15 protein-coding genes and 2 tRNA genes are annotated in these 19,462 nt (G+C 69.0%); 5 read left to right on the forward strand and 12 right to left on the reverse strand.

Going from position 1 to position 19,462, the window contains the following annotated elements; all coding sequences use genetic code 11:
* Nucleotides 1-494: 494 nt before the first annotated feature.
* From ACFP1K_RS27220 to ACFP1K_RS27250, 7 genes are all read right to left on the reverse strand, one after another.
* A complete protein-coding gene (locus ACFP1K_RS27220) occupies nucleotides 495-3,095 on the reverse strand; it encodes a valine--tRNA ligase (protein ID WP_380758533.1) in 2,601 nt (866 codons plus the stop codon).
* 239 nt (nucleotides 3,096-3,334) lie between these two features.
* Nucleotides 3,335-4,618: an ATP-dependent Clp protease ATP-binding subunit ClpX gene (clpX, locus tag ACFP1K_RS27225; RefSeq protein WP_380758413.1), complete on the reverse strand. Its 1,284-nt coding sequence runs from the start codon at nucleotides 4,616-4,618 to the stop codon at nucleotides 3,335-3,337.
* Nucleotides 4,619-4,798: 180 nt separating this feature from the next.
* Complete coding sequence (locus ACFP1K_RS27230; protein ID WP_380758414.1) at nucleotides 4,799-5,443, reverse strand: ATP-dependent Clp protease proteolytic subunit; 645 nt, start codon at nucleotides 5,441-5,443, stop codon at nucleotides 4,799-4,801.
* Between the two features lie 9 nt (nucleotides 5,444-5,452).
* Complete coding sequence (locus ACFP1K_RS27235) at nucleotides 5,453-6,097, reverse strand: ClpP family protease (protein ID WP_380758416.1); 645 nt, start codon at nucleotides 6,095-6,097, stop codon at nucleotides 5,453-5,455.
* Between the two features lie 118 nt (nucleotides 6,098-6,215).
* The gene (locus tag ACFP1K_RS27240) at nucleotides 6,216-7,790 is read right to left on the reverse strand and encodes a Na+/H+ antiporter (RefSeq protein WP_380758419.1); all 1,575 of its coding nucleotides are present in this window, start codon (nucleotides 7,788-7,790) and stop codon (nucleotides 6,216-6,218) included.
* Between the two features lie 257 nt (nucleotides 7,791-8,047).
* Nucleotides 8,048-9,427 (reverse strand): trigger factor, encoded by a 1,380-nt coding sequence (gene tig, locus ACFP1K_RS27245; protein WP_380758422.1) that lies wholly within the window; start codon nucleotides 9,425-9,427, stop codon nucleotides 8,048-8,050.
* A 208-nt stretch (nucleotides 9,428-9,635) separates the two neighbouring features.
* The gene (locus ACFP1K_RS27250; RefSeq protein ID WP_380758424.1) at nucleotides 9,636-10,505 is read right to left on the reverse strand and encodes a helix-turn-helix domain-containing protein; all 870 of its coding nucleotides are present in this window, start codon (nucleotides 10,503-10,505) and stop codon (nucleotides 9,636-9,638) included.
* A 273-nt stretch (nucleotides 10,506-10,778) separates the two neighbouring features.
* Between ACFP1K_RS27250 and ACFP1K_RS27255 the strand changes: the two genes are divergently transcribed.
* Nucleotides 10,779-11,264, forward strand: a complete 486-nt coding sequence (locus ACFP1K_RS27255; RefSeq protein WP_380758426.1) for an ATP-binding protein — start codon at nucleotides 10,779-10,781, stop codon at nucleotides 11,262-11,264.
* Between the two features lie 148 nt (nucleotides 11,265-11,412).
* Here the strand turns inward: ACFP1K_RS27255 and ACFP1K_RS27260 are convergent.
* A tRNA-Pro gene (locus ACFP1K_RS27260) sits at nucleotides 11,413-11,486 on the reverse strand.
* Between the two features lie 90 nt (nucleotides 11,487-11,576).
* Between ACFP1K_RS27260 and ACFP1K_RS27265 the strand changes: the two genes are divergently transcribed.
* Nucleotides 11,577-11,647 (forward strand) — tRNA-Gly (locus tag ACFP1K_RS27265).
* Between the two features lie 92 nt (nucleotides 11,648-11,739).
* Here the strand turns inward: ACFP1K_RS27265 and ACFP1K_RS27270 are convergent.
* Together ACFP1K_RS27270 and ACFP1K_RS27275 are read right to left on the reverse strand one after the other, a co-directional pair.
* The gene (locus ACFP1K_RS27270; RefSeq protein WP_380758428.1) at nucleotides 11,740-12,234 is read right to left on the reverse strand and encodes a hypothetical protein; all 495 of its coding nucleotides are present in this window, start codon (nucleotides 12,232-12,234) and stop codon (nucleotides 11,740-11,742) included.
* A gap of 16 nt (nucleotides 12,235-12,250) precedes the next feature.
* Entirely contained in the window at nucleotides 12,251-13,276 is a 1,026-nt protein-coding gene (locus ACFP1K_RS27275; RefSeq protein ID WP_380758430.1) for a LacI family DNA-binding transcriptional regulator, read from the reverse strand.
* A gap of 472 nt (nucleotides 13,277-13,748) precedes the next feature.
* On the opposite strand from ACFP1K_RS27275, the gene ACFP1K_RS27280 reads away from it, so the two are divergent.
* A complete protein-coding gene (locus tag ACFP1K_RS27280) occupies nucleotides 13,749-15,839 on the forward strand; it encodes a cellulase family glycosylhydrolase (RefSeq protein ID WP_380758432.1) in 2,091 nt (696 codons plus the stop codon).
* 48 nt (nucleotides 15,840-15,887) lie between these two features.
* Here the strand turns inward: ACFP1K_RS27280 and ACFP1K_RS27285 are convergent, their stop codons facing one another.
* The gene (locus ACFP1K_RS27285; RefSeq protein WP_380758434.1) at nucleotides 15,888-16,562 is read right to left on the reverse strand and encodes a class I SAM-dependent methyltransferase; all 675 of its coding nucleotides are present in this window, start codon (nucleotides 16,560-16,562) and stop codon (nucleotides 15,888-15,890) included.
* A 56-nt stretch (nucleotides 16,563-16,618) separates the two neighbouring features.
* Nucleotides 16,619-17,122 (reverse strand): hypothetical protein, encoded by a 504-nt coding sequence (locus tag ACFP1K_RS27290; RefSeq protein WP_380758436.1) that lies wholly within the window; start codon nucleotides 17,120-17,122, stop codon nucleotides 16,619-16,621.
* A gap of 273 nt (nucleotides 17,123-17,395) precedes the next feature.
* On the opposite strand from ACFP1K_RS27290, the gene ACFP1K_RS27295 reads away from it, so the two are divergent.
* Both ACFP1K_RS27295 and ACFP1K_RS27300 read left to right on the forward strand, forming a co-directional pair.
* A complete protein-coding gene (locus tag ACFP1K_RS27295) occupies nucleotides 17,396-17,950 on the forward strand; it encodes a CGNR zinc finger domain-containing protein (RefSeq protein ID WP_380758438.1) in 555 nt (184 codons plus the stop codon).
* Between the two features lie 47 nt (nucleotides 17,951-17,997).
* Complete coding sequence (locus ACFP1K_RS27300; RefSeq protein ID WP_380758440.1) at nucleotides 17,998-19,374, forward strand: dihydrolipoyl dehydrogenase family protein; 1,377 nt, start codon at nucleotides 17,998-18,000, stop codon at nucleotides 19,372-19,374.
* Nucleotides 19,375-19,462 lie beyond the last annotated feature (88 nt).

Below are 19,462 nucleotides of genomic sequence, written 5' to 3' on the forward strand. Positions count from 1 at the left end.
CACCCGCAGAACACGGGCAAGCCAGGGGACGGGGTTCATGCATATTCATGCACTGGCTTTTAGCACACTGTTGAGTTCTCAAGAAACGGACGCGTACACCGAATCAACCGGATCTTCGATCCGGCCCCATCGGGGCTTCCATTCTGTTCGCTCTGAAACAGAGCAACCCGGCAAACTTACCCAAGTTCCCTAGTCTGGTCAAATCGCGACGCAGTACTCTGAAATCGGACGAGTCATCGGGAGCGCAGGAGATCGAGCACCTTGGGAGCTGATCGGCTCCCGGGCCTCCGCCCTGTTGGGCGGCGGGCCGGTGATCGCCCTGCGGATAGAACTCTAGCACCGGTGAAGGGGTGTCATGACCAACTTCCCCGGACTCCTAGTCCTCCCCCGAGGCCGGAGGCTCAAACCCGAAAAGTTCAAATGTTCTGTGCCGCTCTGAGACGGCGCGAGCCCGCGACCGGAAGGCCGCGGGCTCGTGGGTGACAGGGGAAGGCTCAGCCTGCCGGCAGGGCCGCCAGCTGGGCCTCCAGGCGGGCGATGTCGGCGTCGGCCTGGGTGGCGCGGGCGCGCACCTTGGTGACGACGTCGTCGGGGGCCTTGGCCATGAACTGCTCGTTGGCGAGCTTGGCGGCCACCTGAGCGGCCTCCTTGCGCGCCGCGGCCAGATCCTTGTCCAGGCGCTTGCGCTCGGCGGCGACGTCGATCGTCCCGGCGGTGTCGAGCTCCACCGTGGCGGTGCCGACGGCCAGCCGGGCGGTGGCCGAGAAGGCCGGGTCCGGCTCGTCGAGACGGAGCAGGGTGCGGATGGCGCCCTCGTGGGCGCCGAGCCCCGTGCCGTCCAGCGAGAGGCGGGCGGCGACCCGCTGGCCGGGCTTGAGTCCCTGGTCCGACCGGAAGCGGCGGACCTCGGTGACGAGCTCCTGGACGGCCAGGATCTCCCGCTCCGCACCCGGGTCGGCGTACCGCTGGTCCACGGCCGGCCAGGACGCCACCATGACCGAGGGCTGGACGGTCAGGGCCCGCCAGAGCTCCTCGGTGACGAACGGCATGAGCGGGTGCAGCAGCCGGAGCAGCGCGTCGAGCACGTGGCCGAGCACGACGCGGGTGCGATCGGCGCGCTCACCGCCCTCGGCGATCTGGATCTTGGCCAGCTCGACGTACCAGTCGCAGACCTCGTCCCAGGCGAAGTGGTAGAGCACGTCGGAGATCTTGGCGAACTCGAAGTCGTCGTACGCGGCGTCCACCGCGCCGGCGACACTGCCCAGCCGGGAGAGGATCCACCGGTCGGCGACGGTGAGGTCGCCGGGCTCGGGCAGCGGGGACGCGACCGTCGCGCCGTTCAGCAGCGCGAAGCGGGTGGCGTTCCACATCTTGTTGCAGAAGTTGCGCGACCCGGCGGCCCAGTCCTCGCTGATCGCGACGTCCGAGCCGGGGCCCGCGCCGCGCAGCAGCGTGAAGCGGGTCGCGTCGGCGCCGTACCGCTCGATCCAGTCCAGCGGGTCGACGACGTTGCCGAACGACTTGGACATCTTCTTGCCGAACTGGTCGCGCACCATGCCGTGCAGCGCGACGGTGCGGAACGGGGTCTCGCCGTCCATGGCGTACAGGCCGAACATCATCATGCGGGCGACCCAGAAGAACAGGATGTCGTACCCGGTCACCAGCACCGTGGTCGGGTAGAAACGCTCCAGCTCGGGGGTGCGCTCGGGCCAGCCGAGCGTGGAGAACGGCCACAGCGCGGAGGAGAACCAGGTGTCCAGCACGTCGGGATCCTGGGTGTAGCCGGTCGGCGGCTCCTCGTCGGGCCCGACGCACACGACCTGTCCCTCGGGCCCGTAGTACACCGGGATGCGGTGGCCCCACCACAGCTGGCGGGAGATGCACCAGTCGTGCATGTCGTCCACCCAGTCGAAGTAGCGCTTGGCGAGCTCCGGCGGGTGGATGCGGGTGCGGCCGTCGCGCACGGCGTCGCCGGCGGCCTTGGCGAGCGGCTGGACGTTGACGAACCACTGCAGGGACAGCCGCGGCTCGACCACGGTCTTGCAGCGCGAGCAGTGGCCGACGGCGTGGACGTAGGGGCGCTTCTCCGCGACGACGCGGCCCTCGGCGCGCAGCGCGGCGACCACGGCGGGCCTGGCCTCGAAGCGGTCGAGCCCCTGGAACGGGCCGTGCGCGGTGACCACGCCGCGTTCGTCCATGACGGCGAGGGAGGGCAGGCCGTGCCGCCGCCCGATATCGAAGTCGTTGGGGTCGTGGGCGGGGGTGACCTTGACGGCGCCGGTGCCGAAGGACGGGTCGACGTGCTCGTCGGCGACGATCGGGATCATGCGGCCGGTGAGCGGCAGCTCGACCATGGTGCCGATGAGGTGGGCGTACCGCTCGTCGGCGGGGTGGACGGCGACGGCGGTGTCGCCGAGCATGGTCTCGGCCCGGGTGGTGGCGACCACGATGGTTGCGTCACCCTCCCCGTACCGGATGGAGACGAGCTCGCCCTCGTCGTCGGAGTGGTCGACCTCGATGTCGGACAGGGCGGTCAGGCAGCGGGGGCACCAGTTGATGATGCGCTCGGCGCGGTAGATCAGCCCGTCGTCGAAGAGGTGCTTGAAGATGGTCTGGACGGCCCGGGACAGGCCGTCGTCCATGGTGAACCGCTCGCGGGTCCAGTCGACGCCGTCGCCGAGCTTGGCCATCTGGCCGAGGATGCGGCCACCGGACTCTTCCTTCCACTGCCAGACCCGGGACACGAACGCCTCGCGGCCGAGGTCGTGGCGGGACAGCCCCTCCTTGGCGAGCTCGCGCTCGACGACGTTCTGGGTGGCGATGCCGGCGTGGTCCATGCCGGGCAGCCAGAGCGTCTGCCGGCCTTGCATGCGGGCGCGGCGGGTGAGGGCGTCCTGGATGGAGTGGTCGAGGGCGTGGCCGATGTGCAGGACACCGGTGACGTTGGGGGGCGGGAGCACGATGGAGTACGGCTCACCTGCGCCGCCTACGTCCGCCGTGAAGTAGCCCTCCGCGACCCAGCGCTCGTAGCTGCGGGTCTCGACGTCTGCGGGTGCGTACTGTGTCGGCAGATCAGGCGTTGTCACAGCGACAATTCTAGGGATGTCCGGAGCCTGGATGTGCCGGGGTACAGTCGCGCGCACTTAACCCGCTATACGGACATGCCACTTGTTAACGGCGATCTGTCACCAAAAACCACATTATGTGTGGCTAAAAGGGGGCCCTCACTACGGATTGTAATCTCCGGTGCGGACCGGCCCGGGCCGGTCCGCCCACGGAACGGCCCGCACGAATGCGGGCCGAGTGGAGCCGAGGTGCGAACGCCAGGCGGGCCTCAGGCCGACTTCTCGCGCGGGGTGCGCTGCTGCTTGGCGTTCAGCTGGTCCCGGGGGACCAGGGTGGGGTTGACGTGCTCCAGCACAGACTCCCGGGTGATGACCACGCGCGCCACGTCCTGGCGGGAGGGCACCTCGTACATCACCGAGAGCAGGACCTCTTCCATGATGGCCCGCAGCCCGCGCGCACCGGTGCCGCGCAGGATCGCCTGGTCGGCGATGGCCTCCAGCGCGTCGTCGGTGAACTCCAGCTCCACGTTGTCGAGCTCGAACAGCCGCCGGTACTGCTTGACCAGGGCGTTCCGCGGCTCGGTGAGGATCTGGATGAGGGCCTCACGGTCGAGGTTGTGCACGCTGGTGATGACCGGCAGCCGGCCCACGAACTCGGGGATCATCCCGAACTTCAGCAGGTCCTCGGGCATGACGTCGGCGAAGATGTCCGAGGCGTCGAGGTCGTCCTTGGAGTGGATGATGGCGTTGAAGCCGATGCCCTTCTTGCCGACCCGGGACTCGATGATCTTTTCGAGGCCGGCGAACGCGCCACCGCAGATGAACAGCACGTTGGTGGTGTCGATCTGGATGAACTCCTGGTGGGGATGCTTGCGGCCGCCCTGCGGCGGGACCGAGGCGGTGGTGCCCTCCAGGATCTTCAGCAGCGCCTGCTGCACGCCCTCGCCCGAGACATCCCGGGTGATCGAGGGGTTCTCGCTCTTGCGGGCGATCTTGTCGACCTCGTCGATGTAGATGATGCCCGTCTCGGCCTTCTTGACGTCGTAGTCCGCCGCCTGGATGAGCTTCAGCAGGATGTTCTCGACGTCCTCGCCGACGTACCCGGCCTCGGTGAGCGCCGTGGCGTCCGCGATGGCGAACGGGACGTTCAGCATCTTGGCCAGGGTCTGCGCCAGCAGGGTCTTGCCCGAGCCTGTGGGGCCGAGCAGAAGGATGTTGGACTTGGCGAGCTCGATGCCGTCGTCCCTGCCGCGTTCGCCGGACTGCACCCGCTTGTAGTGGTTGTAGACCGCTACGGAGAGCGCCTTCTTGGCCTTGTCCTGGCCGATGACGTACGCGTCCAGGAACTCGTAGATCTCCCGAGGCTTGGGCAGGCTGTCCCACTTCAGCTCGGAGGACTCGGAGAGCTCCTCCTCGATGATCTCGTTGCAGAGATCGATGCACTCATCGCAGATGTATACGCCTGGTCCGGCGATGAGCTTCTTGACTTGCTTCTGGCTCTTCCCGCAGAACGAGCACTTCAGCAGGTCTCCGCCGTCGCCGATGCGTGCCACCCCAGATACTCCTTTGCGTGGGACCGCCTGCTCCGCGATCCGAATCTTGCGGACTCGGTCCGAAAAGTCATCCCGCTCAGGTTTCGACGTTACCGTCTTCTGGGCCCTCAGTGCGCCCCCTAGCGGTGAGTCGCACCGGAACGTGCCCAATTGGGCACCGTTCCGGTGCGATCCGCGTCCTCAGGAAGCCACGGCTTGAGCGCGCTTCTTCCGTGAGGGGATGATGTCGTCGATCAGGCCGTATGCCTTGGCCTCGTCGGCGTTGAGGATCTTGTCGCGCTCGATGTCGCGACGGACCTCCTCCGGCTGCTTACCGGAATGCCGGGCGACGATCTCCTCCAGCAGCGAGCGCATGCGCAGGATCTCGCGGGCCTGGATCTCGATGTCGCTGCCCTGGCCGCCGCCCTCGGTGGAGGGCTGGTGGATCAGCACCCGGGCGTTCGGCAGCGCGAAGCGCTTGCCCGCCGTGCCGCCGGCAAGCAGCACGGCCGCGGCCGAGGCCGCCTGGCCGAGGCAGACCGTCTGGATCTCGGGCCGGACGAACTGCATCGTGTCGTAGATCGCCGTCATCGCGGTGAACGAGCCACCCGGCGAGTTGATGTAGATGCTGATGTCGCGGTCGGGATCGAGGGACTCCAGCGTCAGCAACTGGGCCATCACGTCGTTGGCCGACGCGTCGTCGATCTGCACCCCGAGGAAGATGATGCGGTCCTCGAAGAGCTTGTTGTACGGGTTCATCTCCTTCACGCCGTACGTCGTGCGTTCGACGAACGAAGGAATGATGTATCGGCCGTTGATGTCTCCCGGCCGGATCAAGTCACTCACTGTTGCCCCTTAGGAGACGGCGCCCTCAGAGGGCACCTGCCGCGCGCTGCGCACGACATGGTCGATGAAGCCGTAGTCCTTGGCCTCCTCGGCCGTGAACCAGCGGTCCCGATCGGAATCCTTTTCGATCTGGTCGAGCGGCTGGCCGGTGTGGAAGGCGATGCGCTCCGCCAAGGTCTTCTTGACGTAGAGCATCTGCTCGGCCTGGATCGCGATGTCCGCGGCCGTGCCACCGATGCCGCCCGAGGGCTGGTGCATCATGATGCGGGCGTGCGGCAGCGCGTACCGCTTGCCGGTCGCCCCCGCGCACAGCAGGAACTGCCCCATGGAGGCAGCGAGCCCCATGGCCACCGTGCAGATATCGTTCGGCACATACTCCATCATGTCGTAAATCGCCATGCCGGCCGTGACCGAACCGCCCGGGGAGTTGATGTAAAGCCAGATGTCCCGATCGGCATCGTCCGCGGCCAGCAGGAGCAGTTCGGCGCAGATGCGGTTGGCGACCTCGTCGTCGACCGCGGTGCCTAGCACCACGATGCGCTCGCGCAGCAGACGGTTGTACAGCTGGTCCTCAAGGCGGTACGAGCCGTTCTCGCGGCCGCGCCCCTGCGGCTCGAAGCCGATGGGCGAATGTGAGGTCGGCGGGCTGGTCACAGCGTCACCTTCCGATGCGTCGTAATCGATGGGCTTTGCTTGTGACCTTAACCCGGCACACCGACCGGTTACGCCTCGTCTCCACCCTGTTCGCTGACGGCGCAGGTACGCCGGCGGCTCAGCCAGGGCCCGAACGGCGGCGGTGTTCGAGGTCGAGTTCGTGCGTGAGCCGCCGCCTGACCTCCACGCTGATCCGGCCGCTCTCGTAGAGCCCGTCGAGCTTCTCGCGCTGGGCCCGGCCCAGCTCCTCGCGCAGCGCGCGGGTGCTCGCCGACCCCTCGTCCCCCTCTTGCTCCCCGTCGCCGTCGCCGTCCAGCAGGGCCCGGACCCGGTCCAGGCGCAGCTCAAGCAGCTGGCGGAAGACGTCGGCCGTGCGCTCGTCCACCTCGCCCTCCGCGCCGAGCTCGTCCAGCCTCGCCAGGGCCGCCTCGGTGCTCGCCCGGCGGGCCCGCGCCTCCTCGGCGGCCTCCTCCTGCGACTCCCCGAGCCGCAGGCGGCGCAGCAGCCGCGGCAGCGTGGTCGCCTGGCCGAGCAGCGTGACGAGCACCACCACCATGGCCAGGAAGATCAGCAGGGGCCGGTGGGGCACCTGGAGCGGGATGGACAGCGCGATGGCCAGGGTGATGGCGCCGCGGATTCCGGCCCAGCCCATGACAAGGCGCTCGGACCGGCCGATGCGGTCGAAGGACAGGTGCCTGCCGGGCAGCCATCTGGCCAGCGGGAACACCGCCATCGTCCAGCCGAGCCGCAGCAGCACCACCACGGCGACCGCCACGACGGCCACCACCGCGAGCGCCCCGGTGGGGTATTCCGCCACGCCCGCGACGACATGCCGGATCTCCAGGCCGAGCAGGACGAACAGGCTGGACTCCAGCAGGAAGACCAGGACTTCCCAGAACGCCGTGCCGGTGAGCCTGGCGGCGGGCGGGAGCAGCCCGTGGGCCCGTATGCCCAGGTAGAAGCCGGTGGTGACCACGGCGAGCACCCCGGAGACGCCGAAGTGCTCGGCAGGCAGGTAGGCGAGGAACGGCGTGAGCAGCGAGATGACTATCTGTGCGCCGTTGTCGGTGACGCGGGCGCGCAGGCGTGCGAGCACCCAGCCGAGCACCAAGCCGTACAGCACGCCGCCCGCGACCACCCGCAGCAGCGTCACGGCGCCCTCAGCGGGGCTCACAGGGCCTTCCAGGGCCGTGAGGGCCAGTCCGAACAACGTCAGCGCGACGGCGTCGTTGACGAGGCTCTCGCCCTCCAGGATCGTCACCAGGCGCCGCGGCGCGCTGAGGCGCTGCATCACCGAGGTGGCCGACACCGGGTCGGTGGGGGCGACGGCCGCGCCGAGGGCCAGCGCGGCGGGCCAGTCCACCTGCGGGACGGCGAAACGTACGGCCGTCGCCACGGCCACCGCGGTCGCGCAGGTCAGGCCGAAGGCCATCACCGAGATCGGGACGGCGTCCTCCTTGGTCTCGCGGGGCGCGGAGAGGAAGGCGGCCCGGTAGATCAGGAGCGGGAGGAAGATGTTGAGGATCACCTCGGGCGGCGGGATCACCTCGGACATGCCGGGCAGGAAGCTCGCGGCGACGCCGAGAAGCACGAGGGGGATCGCCGGCGGCAGTGACAGGCGGCGCGCGATCACCCGCCCGGCCAGCATCAGGACGGCGACGAGCATCGCGATGATGAGGAATTCCTCAACCATCGGACGACCGGCCGGCGCATGTCACAGCCGAGAGTTGCCCTAATTCGTAACAATCACACCAAAGGTCGCCAAGTCACTCGGCCGCGAACGGCTTGAAGTGACCCGCGAGGCGGCCGGCCAGGCACCAGAAGAGCGTGACGGCCAGGCACCGGAAGGTCTGACGGCCGGGCGCCGAAGGTCGTGACGGCCAGACGCCGGCCAGGCGTGCTTCAGGGCCGTCCGGCGCGCTCGTACGCGGCGCCGGACGGCCCCGAGGATCACTCCGCGGGCTGGGCCTCGGGCTCGGGAGCGGGGGCGCTCCCCTCCTGCTCGGGGTTGAGCTCGGCGTAGATGGCCTTCAGGTCGACCTCGTTGCCCGCCTCGTCGGTCACCTTGGCGGAGTCGCCGACGACGGTCTTGGCCTTCTCCCGGACGATCTCGACCATCGCCAGCGTGAGCTGGTCGTTGTCGGCGAGGTGCTGGGCCAGGGTGTTGGGGGCCACACCGAGCTGCGCGGCGCGGCGCACCACGAAGTCGGTCAGCTCCTGCTCGTTGACCCCGAGCTCCTCCTGCTTGACGATCTTGTCGAGCACGAAGCCCGTCTTGATCGCCTTGCGGGCGTTCTCGTCGAACTCGGCGAACCGCTCTTCCTCGGTGGTCTGGTACAGACGGAAGTAGGCCTCGCGGCTGAGCCCGCTCTCGGCGATCTGGTGCTCGAGGTTGTGCTTGCGAGCGTCGATCTCGGCGGTCAGCGCGCTTTCCGGCAGCGGGATGTCGATCTTGTCGAGCAGGGCCGTCACGGCGTTCTCGCGGCTCTGCACGACCTGGTCGATGAGCTTGTTGCGGCGGGCCTGCCCGCGCAGGCTCTCGCGCAGCTCCTCGAGGGTGTCGAACTCGCTGGCGAGGCCGGCGAACTCGTCGTCCAGCTCGGGGAGCACCTTCTCCTTGACGTTCTTGACGTGGATGGTGACGTCGGCCTCTTCGCCGGCGTTCTCCCCGCCCACCAGGGTCGTGGTGAAGGTCTTCTCGTCACCGGCGGACATGCCGACCAGGGAGTCGTCGAGGCCCTGCAGGACCGAGCCCGCGCCGACCTCGTAGGAGACGTCCGAGGCCTGCTGCTCCTCGATGTTCCTGCCGTCGATGGTGGCCGCGAGGTCCATGACGACGTAGTCGCCCGCGGCGGCGGGGCGCTCGACCCCGGTGAGGGTGGCGAAGCGCTGGCGCAGCGCGTCGACCTGGGTGTCGATGTCCTCGTCGGACACCTCGGCCGAGGGGACGGTGATCTCGGTGCCCTCGTAGGCCGGGACGTCGAAGGTCGGCCGGACGTCCACCTCGGCGGTGAACTCGACCTCCTTGCCGTCATCGATCTTGGTGACCTCGATCTCGGGCTGGCTCACCGGGAAGACGTCGCTCTCGTCGACGGCCTGGCCGTACAGCTTGGGCAGGGCGTCGTTGAGGGTCTCCTCCAGGACCACCGCGCGGCCGAAGCGCTGCTCGATGATGCGGGCGGGAACCTTGCCGGGGCGGAAGCCTGGCACGCGCACCTGCTGCGCGACCTTCTTGTACGCCGCCTGCATGCTCGTCTCGAGCTCCTCGAACGGCACCTCGACGGTGAGCCTGACCCGGGTGGGGCTCAGCTCCTCGACAGCGGTCTTCACGGGGTGGTCTCCTTGATCAAGCTTCTGGTGATCGCGGGCGCGTCATGCCGTACGGCCACCGCGACATGCTCGCGCGCCGCGCCCACATGGGCGGCTCAGTGCACGGGCCGAAGGGGCACATCCTGAGGGGCATGCGCAACCGCGGCGGGTGTCCAGCGCCGCATGCCAGTCTAGGGCAGACGGGCGCCTCCGGCGTCATCGACAGGCGTCAGAGTCTATCAGAAATGATCTTCTGCAAGATCTCGACGGTGGCCTCGGGGGTGGTGCTGACGGCGCACAGCCGTTCCATGACCTCGCCGTAGCGGTCCACCTCCTCGCGTTTGTCCAGGTAGAGCGCGCTGGCGAGCTGCTCTACGTAGACGACGTCGGGAAGTTCCTTGTCACCGAAACGCAGGATGCTGAACGCGCCACCCTCGGCGCTGTGGCCGCCGTAGCTGAAAGGCATCACCTGAATGGTGATTCCGGGCAGCCGCATGAGCTCGAGCAGATGCTGGAGCTGGCCGCGCATCACGTCGGCGCCGCCGATGGGGCGCCGCAGCGCCGCCTCGTCGATCACCGCCCAGAAGATCGGGCCCTCGGGGCGGTCGAGCACCCGCTGGCGTTCCATGCGCAGGTCCACCCGGCGGGAGATCTCGGCGGGCCCGATGCCGGCCGCGCCCGCGGTGATGACGGCGCGGGCGTACTCCTTGGTCTGCAGCAGGCCGGGCACGAACTGCACCTCGTAGGTGCGGATGCGGGTCGCCGCCTCCTCCAGGCCGACGTAGGCCTGGAACCAGGTCGGCAGCAGGTCGTTGAACCTGTGCCACCAGCCGGGTTCGTTCGCCCGCTCCACGAGGTCCATGACCGCCGTGCGGGCTTCGCCGTCCGCGACGCCGTAGAGGGTGAGCAAGTCGGCGACGTCACGCTCCTTGAACCCGACCCTGCCGAGTTCCATCCTGCTGATCTTGGACTCGGAGCCGCGGATCTCGTGACCCGCGTCCTCGCGGGATATGCCCTTGTTCTCCCGCAAGCGCCGCAACTGGGACCCCAGCAGAATGCGGAGGGCCGTCGGACCGGATCCGGACTGGAATGCAGTCATGCGCGCCCTCCTTTCTCTGGTTCACTCGGGCCAGCCCACACAGTGTCACCACTTCCGGCCCTCGTGACAAGGGCTGCTCACCCCAGCGTTTTTCCGGTCGGACCACCACAGGGTGTGCGTCTGCACGGCCCACATGCACGTGCATTTGGGTCTTGCACCGAGCCGAATACTCACCCATGATGGCCTAGTGCATATTGGGTTAAACGTGCACCGACCCATATAACAGCCAAGTGGCCGCGGAGACTCACGATGACAGCGGGAGGTATAGGCACCATGCTGGAGCCCGTATCCGCGGCCCACTGCCTGGAAGTGACACGCGAGGTCGGGTTCCAGAAACTCCTGCGCTCCAACGGCGGGGAGGACACCACCACCTGTCCCCTGCGCCCGCAGGCCGACTCGGTGAAGACCGCGAGGGACGTCACCCGCACCACGCTGCGGCGATGGGGCTTCGACCAGATCGGCGACGACGCCGCCCTGGTGGTCTCGGAACTCGTCACCAATGCCGTGAGATACACCCGGCACGCCGCCCTGCACTTCGACGGCCAACCCATCATTTTGATGCTGCTACGGCTGGCTCCGCATGTGCTGCTGGCGGTCTCCGACCCGAGTGACGAGATCCCCCGCCCGAAGGAACCGGATTTCATCTCCGAGCACGGCCGCGGCCTCTACATCGTCGAGACCTACAGCACCTGCTGGGGCTGGGACGCACTCGACGAAGGCGGCAAAGCCGTCTGGGCGTTATTCCGCACCCACAACTGACCGATTCCGGGCCGGTATCCCCCGCGGTGGCCTCTCCGAGAGTTTTCGGGCCGGACTCCGACCGTTTTCGGCGCCCCGCCCGCGTCCCTCCCGCCGCTATCAAGCGGTGAAAGTTTCGCGTTCCGGGCGCGGCCCGAAAACCGACCTGTCGGGGTGACCGGATTTGAACCGATGATCTCCTGCACCCAAAGCAGGCGCGCTACCAAGCTGCGCTACACCCCGGACCGCCGGCCGCTCGCGCACCGAGGAATCTCCGGTACGCTTACGTCCTGACGACCGGCAGAAGTCTAGACCAGACCAGAGCCGGCTCGCGCGGACGTAGCTCAATGGTAGAGCCCCAGTCTTCCAAACTGGCTACGCGGGTTCGATTCCCGTCGTCCGCTCTCACGACAAAGGCCCAGGTAGGGGACGTGATCCCCCATCCCGGGCCTTGTTCGCCTCCGGCCTGACTTCTGAAGTCGTATCCGGGTCGTAGTCAGACGGCGCCGTCCAACTGTTTGGCCAGGCGCTCCAGGCCACCCTTGATGAGCCGCCCGTAGTTGTCGTCCCCTAGTGCGCCGGTGCCGGCCCGGGCCTGCTGGAGGTGCTCACGGGCGCGGTCCAGATCGCCCAGCTTGCGATAGCACTCGCTCAGGTTCAGGTGCAACGACGGATACAGGCCGGCCACCGAGAGCGGTACTCCGGCTTGCGCCACACGCTCATCGGTGACCAGGTCAGCGGCGGCCAGGGCTCGCAGGTCCCACATCAGCTCCTGGTGGACGTCGTCCTGCACATCGGCCATCGAATGGGCGAGGACGCACACGTGCAGCGGGTCGCCCTGCTCGCCGCCGATGTCGTCCCAGATCTTCGCGAACAACTCGCGAGCGGCTTCAGGCTGACCTCGGTGGTGATTCAGCTCCACCCCCTGGCCGATCAAGGTCATCGTCGGATCGGCGGTCATGAGCGGCTCCTCCACCTTCGCAGCGATCATGGTCAGCGTACTTGCCTCAGGTGGCTTGACGACCTTCAGGCTTGTGACGACGGCTCGAGCTCCCCGTAGGGGCGGGCCGTGCGGTGCTCTCCCGGACGGTGAGAGTGGTGGCGAGTTCGAGACCGATCCGGGACGGCTCCTCGCCGCGGCCGAGGGCGAGTGCCAGTTCGGTGGCGACGGCGGCCATCTCGGCGAGCGGCTGGTGAACGGTGGTGAGCGGGGGATCGACGAGAGTGGCTACGGGCAGGTCGTCGAATCCGACCACGCTCAGGTCCGCGGGGATCCGGAGGCCGAGTTCCCGAGCGGCCTGATACACCCCGAGTGCCTGCGGGTCGTTGCAGGCGAAGATCGCGGTGGGCCGCTCGTGCAGGCTCAGCAGGCCGAGCGCGGCCACTCGGCCGTCCTCCCTGGTGAGGTTCGCGCGCGGGACGAGTTCGGGGAGCATCGACAGGCCTGCGGCCTCGAGAGCGGAACGGTAGCCGTCCAGTCTGGCCCGGCAGCAAAGGATCTCGTCCGGGCCGGCGATCATCGCGATCCGGCGGTGTCCCAGCTCGATCAGGTGGCGAGTGGCCGACCGGCCGCCCGCCCAGTTCGTGGCGCCCACGAACGGGACGCCGTCCGGCAGTTCGCTGGTCGGGTCGAACACCACGAACGGGATTTCCTTGGCCTGTAGTTGGTCGCGCTGTTCCTTGGACAGCTGGGCCACGGTGACCACACAGGCCGGGCGGCGGGCCAGCGTGTCCTCCATGGGATGGTCCACCGGGTCGAGACTCGGGCCGAACTCGGTCAGCACCACCCCGACGCGCTGCTGCCGGGCCACCCGCTCGACACCGCGGATGATCTCCATGCCCCACATGTCCTCAAGCTCGCTGAAGACGAGTTCCATGACGTTCTTGCGGTTGGTCCTGCGGTAGCCGTACTCGCTGATGAGCGCCTCGACCCGGGCGCGGGTGTCGGCGGCCACGCCGGAACGGCCGTTGACGACCTTGGAAACGGTCGGAATCGACACCCCGGCGGTCTCCGCGATGTAAGAGATCGTCACGGGACGGGACGGGTCGCCTTTTTGCTGCTCCGGGCCGACGACCGGTCCGCCCGAATCGGCGTACGACAACGCAGCCCCTTTCTGTCGATGCCCCTCCCGGTCGAACGCGCGGGGAGCCGCTCACGGCGCCAGAATAACCCGTCGTGTCACGCCGCAGGCCGGACGCCGGCGATCACCCCGCCGGTGCGGTCACCAGCGGCTTCCGCCGACCGGGACCTCGCGCCCTGGCTACGGCCCTCCCGGCTCTTTCTTCTGAAACATTCAGCTCTCAACGGTGGATAGTTTCTCACTCCGATTTCCGGAGGACCGCGAGATCTGCCAGCTCATAGGCGCCATAGCCCACGCGTGCCCTCGCCTCATAGTGGCAGGCGTTCATGCCGGCGCTGGCCGGGACTCCTATCTGTGCCCACATTATGTTTCCTGTCCAAACGATAGAAACTTTCTGGCGAGGACGCGCCCAAGGGAGTCAGAGATGCAAAAGTCACGGAGGGTCCGCCTGTGGATCGGCGCGGTCGTCGGTGCCGTGGTCGCGCTGTCGACGATGGCGACCGTCAACGCGCACGCGGCGACCGGCTGCGGCGTGGCCTACACCGTCTCGTCGCAGTGGGCGGGCGGGTTCACCGTCAACGTGAACGTCACCAACCTCGGCGACCCCGTCAACGGCTGGAGGCTCGCCTGGACCTTCCCATCGGGCCAGCAGGTCACCCAGGCGTGGAACGCGACGGTCACCTCCTCCGGAGCACAGGTCACCGCGGCCAACGTGAGCTGGAACGCGGCCGTCGCGACCAACGCGACGGTCTCGTTCGGCTTCAACGGATCGTGGTCCGGTGCCAACACCACGCCAGCCTCCTTCACGCTGAACGGCGTCAGGTGCACCGGTGACGTGGTCAGCCCTTCACCTTCTCCCAGCCCGTCCTCTTCGCCCAGCCCGTCTCCGTCGTCGTCCCCGTCCCCTTCTCCGTCTCCGCAGCCGGGTGACGCGATGGCCACCGTGGCCGCCATGCAACCCGGCTGGAACCTGGGCAACACGTTCGACGCCATCCCCGACGAGACGGCATGGGGCAACCCGCTCACCACGCAGGCCCTGCTTCACCACGTGCGGTCCCAGGGGTACAAGAGCATCCGGATGCCGATCACCTGGAGCAACCACCACGGCCCGGCACCCGACTACACCATCGACGCCGCGTGGCTGAACCGCGTCCGCCAGGTGATCGAGTGGTCCCTGGCCGAGGGCTTCTACGTGCTGATCAACCTGCACCACGACTCCTGGCAGTGGATCAACACCTACCCCACCGACTCCACAACGGTGATGAACCGCTACACCGCGCTGTGGCGCCAGATCGCCGGCACCTTCCGCGACCACTCACCGAAGCTCTTGTTCGAGAGCGTCAACGAGCCGCAGTTCGCCGGGACGTCCGGTGACGACCAGGGCGATCAGCTGGTGAACACGCTCAACACCGCGTTCGTCCGCCTCGTGCGCCAGTCGGGCGGGGGTAACGCCACCCGTGTCCTCGTGCTGCCCACACTGCACACGAGCAGCGAGCAGGCCCGTGTGGACGCGCTGAGCGCCACCTTCAACGCCCTGCGCGATCCCAACCTCGCCGCCACGGTCCACTTCTACGGCTGGTGGCCGTTCAGCGTGAACATCGCCGGCGGCACCAGATACGACAGCAACGTCGAGCAGGATCTGATCGCCGGGTTCGACCGGGTGCGCAACGCGTTCGTCTCCCGCGGCATCCCCGTGATCATCGGGGAATGGGCACTGCTCAGCTGGGACCACACCCGCCCGGGCATCATCGAGCGCGGCGAGTTCCTGAAGTTCCTGGAGGCCGTGGGTTACCACGCCCGCACCCGCAACCTCACCACCATGGTCTGGGACGCGGGCCAGTTCCTGAACCGGAACGAACTGCGATGGCGGGACCAGGGCGTGTTCGACATGATGAAGGCCGGCTGGACCACCCGCTCCGGCACCGCCTCGTCCGATCAGGTGTACCTGCCCCGCACCGGCACGATCCCGAGCCGGACGCTCACGCTCAACCTCAACGGCACCACGTTCCAGGGACTGCGACAGGGGACCACCTCGCTGCGCCAGGGCACCGACTACACCCTGTCGGGCACCACGCTCACGCTCACGTCGGCCGCCCTCACCCGGCTGGCCGGTAACCGGGCGTACGGGGTGAACAGCACGATCGAGGCCCGGTTCTCCCAGGGTGTGCCGTGGCAGATCAGCATCATCTCCTCCGACACGCCCACACAGACGGCCACCACGGGGACGACGTCGTCGTTCGCGATCCCCACCCAGTTCCGCGGTGACCAGCTCGCCACCATGGAGGCCAAGTACGCCGACGGCAGCGGGGCCGGACCGGCCAACTGGACCACGTACAAGGAGTTCTGGAGCTCCTTCCAGCCCGACTACACCGCGGGCACCATCATCTTGAAGCCTGAGTTCTTCGCCGAGGTCAACGACGGCCGCGTCACCCTCACCTTCCACTTCTGGAGCGGAAAGCAGGTCACGTACTACATCACCAAGTCCGGCACCACGGTGACCGGTGCCACCGGCTGACGATCGCCGGGGCGGGTGCCGCGTCCCGAGGACGTGGCATCCGCCCGCTCACCGGGGTGGCGCGCTCCGGAGACGTTCGATCGTCGCGAGCCAAGCCGGGGCGCCGGTGGCGTCGTGGAACCTCGTGTGGACGCGGTCCGGGTCGATGCCGGTGACGTGCCAGCCGGTGGCGGGGGTGAAAGCGGTTCTCAGGGCCTCTTGGCTGACGGGGTGGGGACCGGTGCCGGGGCCCTGGTCGCTGAAGCACAGGATGTACAGGGTCCCGCCGGGTTCGGTCACCGAGGCGAGGCTCGCCACGTAGGCCGGGTGTTCGGCGGGTTCGAAGGTGTGGAACAGGCCGCAGTCCAGCACGGTGTCGAAGGTGCGGCCCAGGCGGTCCAGGTGGAAGGCGTCGGCCGTGGCGAACTCGGCCTTGATCCCACGGCCGGCGGCGTTCGAGCGGGCCATCGCCAGGGCGGTCTCCGCCACGTCGACGCCCAGGACCGGCGATCCCAGCGAGGCGACGTGGAGGGTGTTCTCGCCCGTTCCGCAGCCGGCGTCCAGCACCGTTCCGGTGAACACGCCTTCGGACGCCAGCCGGACGATCGCCGGCTGCGGCCCGCCGATGTCCCAGGGGGCGGGACCGTCGTGGTACGACGCGTCCCACGACAGGCCCGTCATGCGTTCGTGGCTGGTCGGGGGGCGGCCGTCGAACGGGTCGTCTGTCAGGGGCTCTTCCGGCAACTTGGTTCCCTTCCCGTGAAAGGTCGTGCCGCCCCATCGTGGCACGACGGCCGGGCCTAGTGGTCTCCGAGGACTCCGGGCTGTGGACGGGAGTTCGGGGGGACCTCCGTGAGGGTGAGGAGGTCGGTCATGACGGCCTGGAGGCGTTCGACGTCGTGGAGGGCGTGGGTGAGGAGGTCGGGGAGGTCGGTGTCCTCGGGGTGGGCGCGGGCGTCCTCCAGGCGGATGCGGAGGCCGCTGACGGGGGAACGCAGGCGCTGGGAGGCGTCGGCGATGAACAGGCGCTGCTGGGCCAGGGTGCGGCGGCTCGGCTCGCCGGCCTGTTCCAGGCGGGCGAGGGTGGCGTTGATGGTGCGGGCCAGGCGGGCGGCCACGCGGGAGCGGCGGGCCTCGGCGACGCGGGTGCTCGAGTCGTTGCCGTTGATGGCGGCGAGCTCGGTCCGGATGGCCTCCACGGGGCGCAGCATCCGGCCGGTGATGCGCCAGCTCGCCCCCGCGGTGACCCCGACGAGGGCGACGATCCAGATCATCGACAAACCGATCGCCGGAAATAGGTCCATGTGAATCCGCCTCCTCGCCTGGCAACTCGAAGGCCAAGACGTCGAGGGGGGCGCGGCACCGGCGGCACGTGGGCGATGGGTCGTCACCGGTCAAACCGGTGACTTTCACTGTAGGGGCGGGCCGCGGTCACCTGTCAAGGCGGTGACTCCCATGCCTGGACCAAAGGTGCGTATAGGTAGAAAAAAGCATCAGGGGGCTGTTTCTGGGGGGTCCGCGTCACCTGTCAGAGTGGTGATGTGGAGTCCGACCACCGCGACGGTCATCGTGATGACGTGGAGTCCGTGTACCTCACCGGACGGCCCGCGCTCGACTTCGCCGGCACCCTGCGCTGGCGGACCAGCCGGTGTGAGGATCTTTTGCCGAGCCCGGCCGCCTTCTCGGCCTGGGCCGAGCGGGCCGGCCTCGTGACCGAGCCGGTCCCGGTCGGCGCCGACGACTTCCCGCGCCTCATCCGGCTGCGCGAGGCGATCTACCGGCTCGCCACGGCGCGGCTGCGCGCCGAGCCGTGGGGCGGGTGCGACCTGGACGTGCTGAACGCCGCCGCCGCCGCTCCGCCCGTCAGCATCCACCTGACGGAGGACGGCACGCTGTGCCGCCGCGGGGACTCCTGCGCGGTCGGGTCCGTCCTCGCGCGAGACGCCATCGACCTGCTCGGCGGCGTGGACGCGCGCCGGATCAGGGAATGCGCGGGACAGGGCTGCACACGTCTCTACGTGGATCACAGCCGGGGCGCCACCCGCCGCTGGTGCGACATGACCGAGTGCGGCAACAAGAGCAAGGCCGCCTCCTATCGCCGCAGGCGGGCGACGCCAGGTCACCTGCCGTGAGGGACGGACGCCCGGTTGGACGCGGAGGGATGGGGCAGGGGGCAGTCATGGGTGTGGAGACGGAAGAGTTCGACGTCGTCGTGCTGGGGCTCGGCCCGGGCGGCGAGGAGATCGGGCAGCGCCTCGCCGAGGCGGGGCTGGCGGTGGCGGGGGTGGAGGCCGAGCTGGTGGGCGGCGAGTGCCCGTACTGGGGCTGCGTCCCGTCCAAGATGATGCTGCGCGCGGCCGAGCTGCTGGCCGAGGGCAGGCGCGTCCCGGGGATGGCGGGGTCGTCGCGGATCGAGCCCGACTGGGCGCCGGTGGCGCGCCGCATCAGGGAGGAGGCGACCGACGACTGGAACGACAAGGTCGCGGCCGACCGCTTCGCCGGCACGGGCGCCACGCTGGTGCGGGGGCGCGGGCGGATCACCGGGGACCGGGAGGTCACCGTCGAAGCCGCCGGGGACGACGCGGGCGGGCGGGTGCTGCGGGCGCGGCGCGGGATCGTGCTCGCCACCGGGTCGGTGGCGGCCGTGCCGCCGATCCCGGGGCTGGCGGAGACGCCGTACTGGACCAACCGGGGGGCGATCGCGGCCGAGCAGGTGCCGGAGTCGCTCATCGTGCTCGGCGGCGGCGCCATCGGGGCGGAGCTGGCCCAGGTGTTCGCGCGGTTCGGCGCCGAGGTCACCGTGCTGGAGTCCGCCGCGCGGCTGCTGCCGGGCGAGGAGCCCGAGGCGGGCGAACTGCTCGCCAAGGTGTTCGCCGGGGAGGGGATCACCGTGCGGACCGGCACCAAGGTCACGCGGGTCGATCACCATGGGTCGGCGTTCACCGCGATGACCGAGGACGGCAGCCACCGCGCCGAGCGGCTGCTGGTCGCCACCGGCCGCCGGGTCGACCTGGCGGCCGTCGGGGCCGGCGCGATGGGGCTGGACGAGACGGCGCACGCGGTCGAGGTGGACGAGCGCATGCGGGCCGGCGACGGGCTGTGGGCGATCGGCGACGTGACCGGGCAGGGTGCCTTCACGCACATGTCGATATATCAGGCGGGCATCGCGCGGGCCGACATCCTTGGCGAGGACGGCCCGCCCGGACGCAGGCACGCCGTGCCGCGGGTGACCTTCACCGATCCCGAGGTCGGCGGCGTGGGGCTGACCGAGGCGGCGGCGCGGGAGCGGGGCCTCGCGGTGCGCACGGTGGTAGGGGACCTGTCCGGCCGGGGATGGATCCACGGCGCGGAGGGCTTCGTCAAGCTGGTGGCCGAGGACTCCGCCGATCCGGTGCTGGTCGGGGCGAGCGTCGCCGGGCCGTACGCGGGCGAGGTGCTCGGCATGCTCACCCTCGCCGTGCACGCCCGGGTACCGGTGCGCGAGCTGAGGTCAATGATCTACGCATACCCGACATTCCACCGGGCAGTGGGGGACGCGCTGAAGAAGATGAGCTGAACCGGATCGGCCGCGAGGATCACCATCGGAGGCGGCCGAGGCCGGTCGGGGACGACTCGGTGAAGGGATCTTCCTGACGGGTTAACGT

It is taken from the genome of Sphaerisporangium aureirubrum, assembly GCF_042658925.1.
GTDB lineage: Bacteria > Actinomycetota > Actinomycetes > Streptosporangiales > Streptosporangiaceae > Sphaerisporangium > Sphaerisporangium aureirubrum.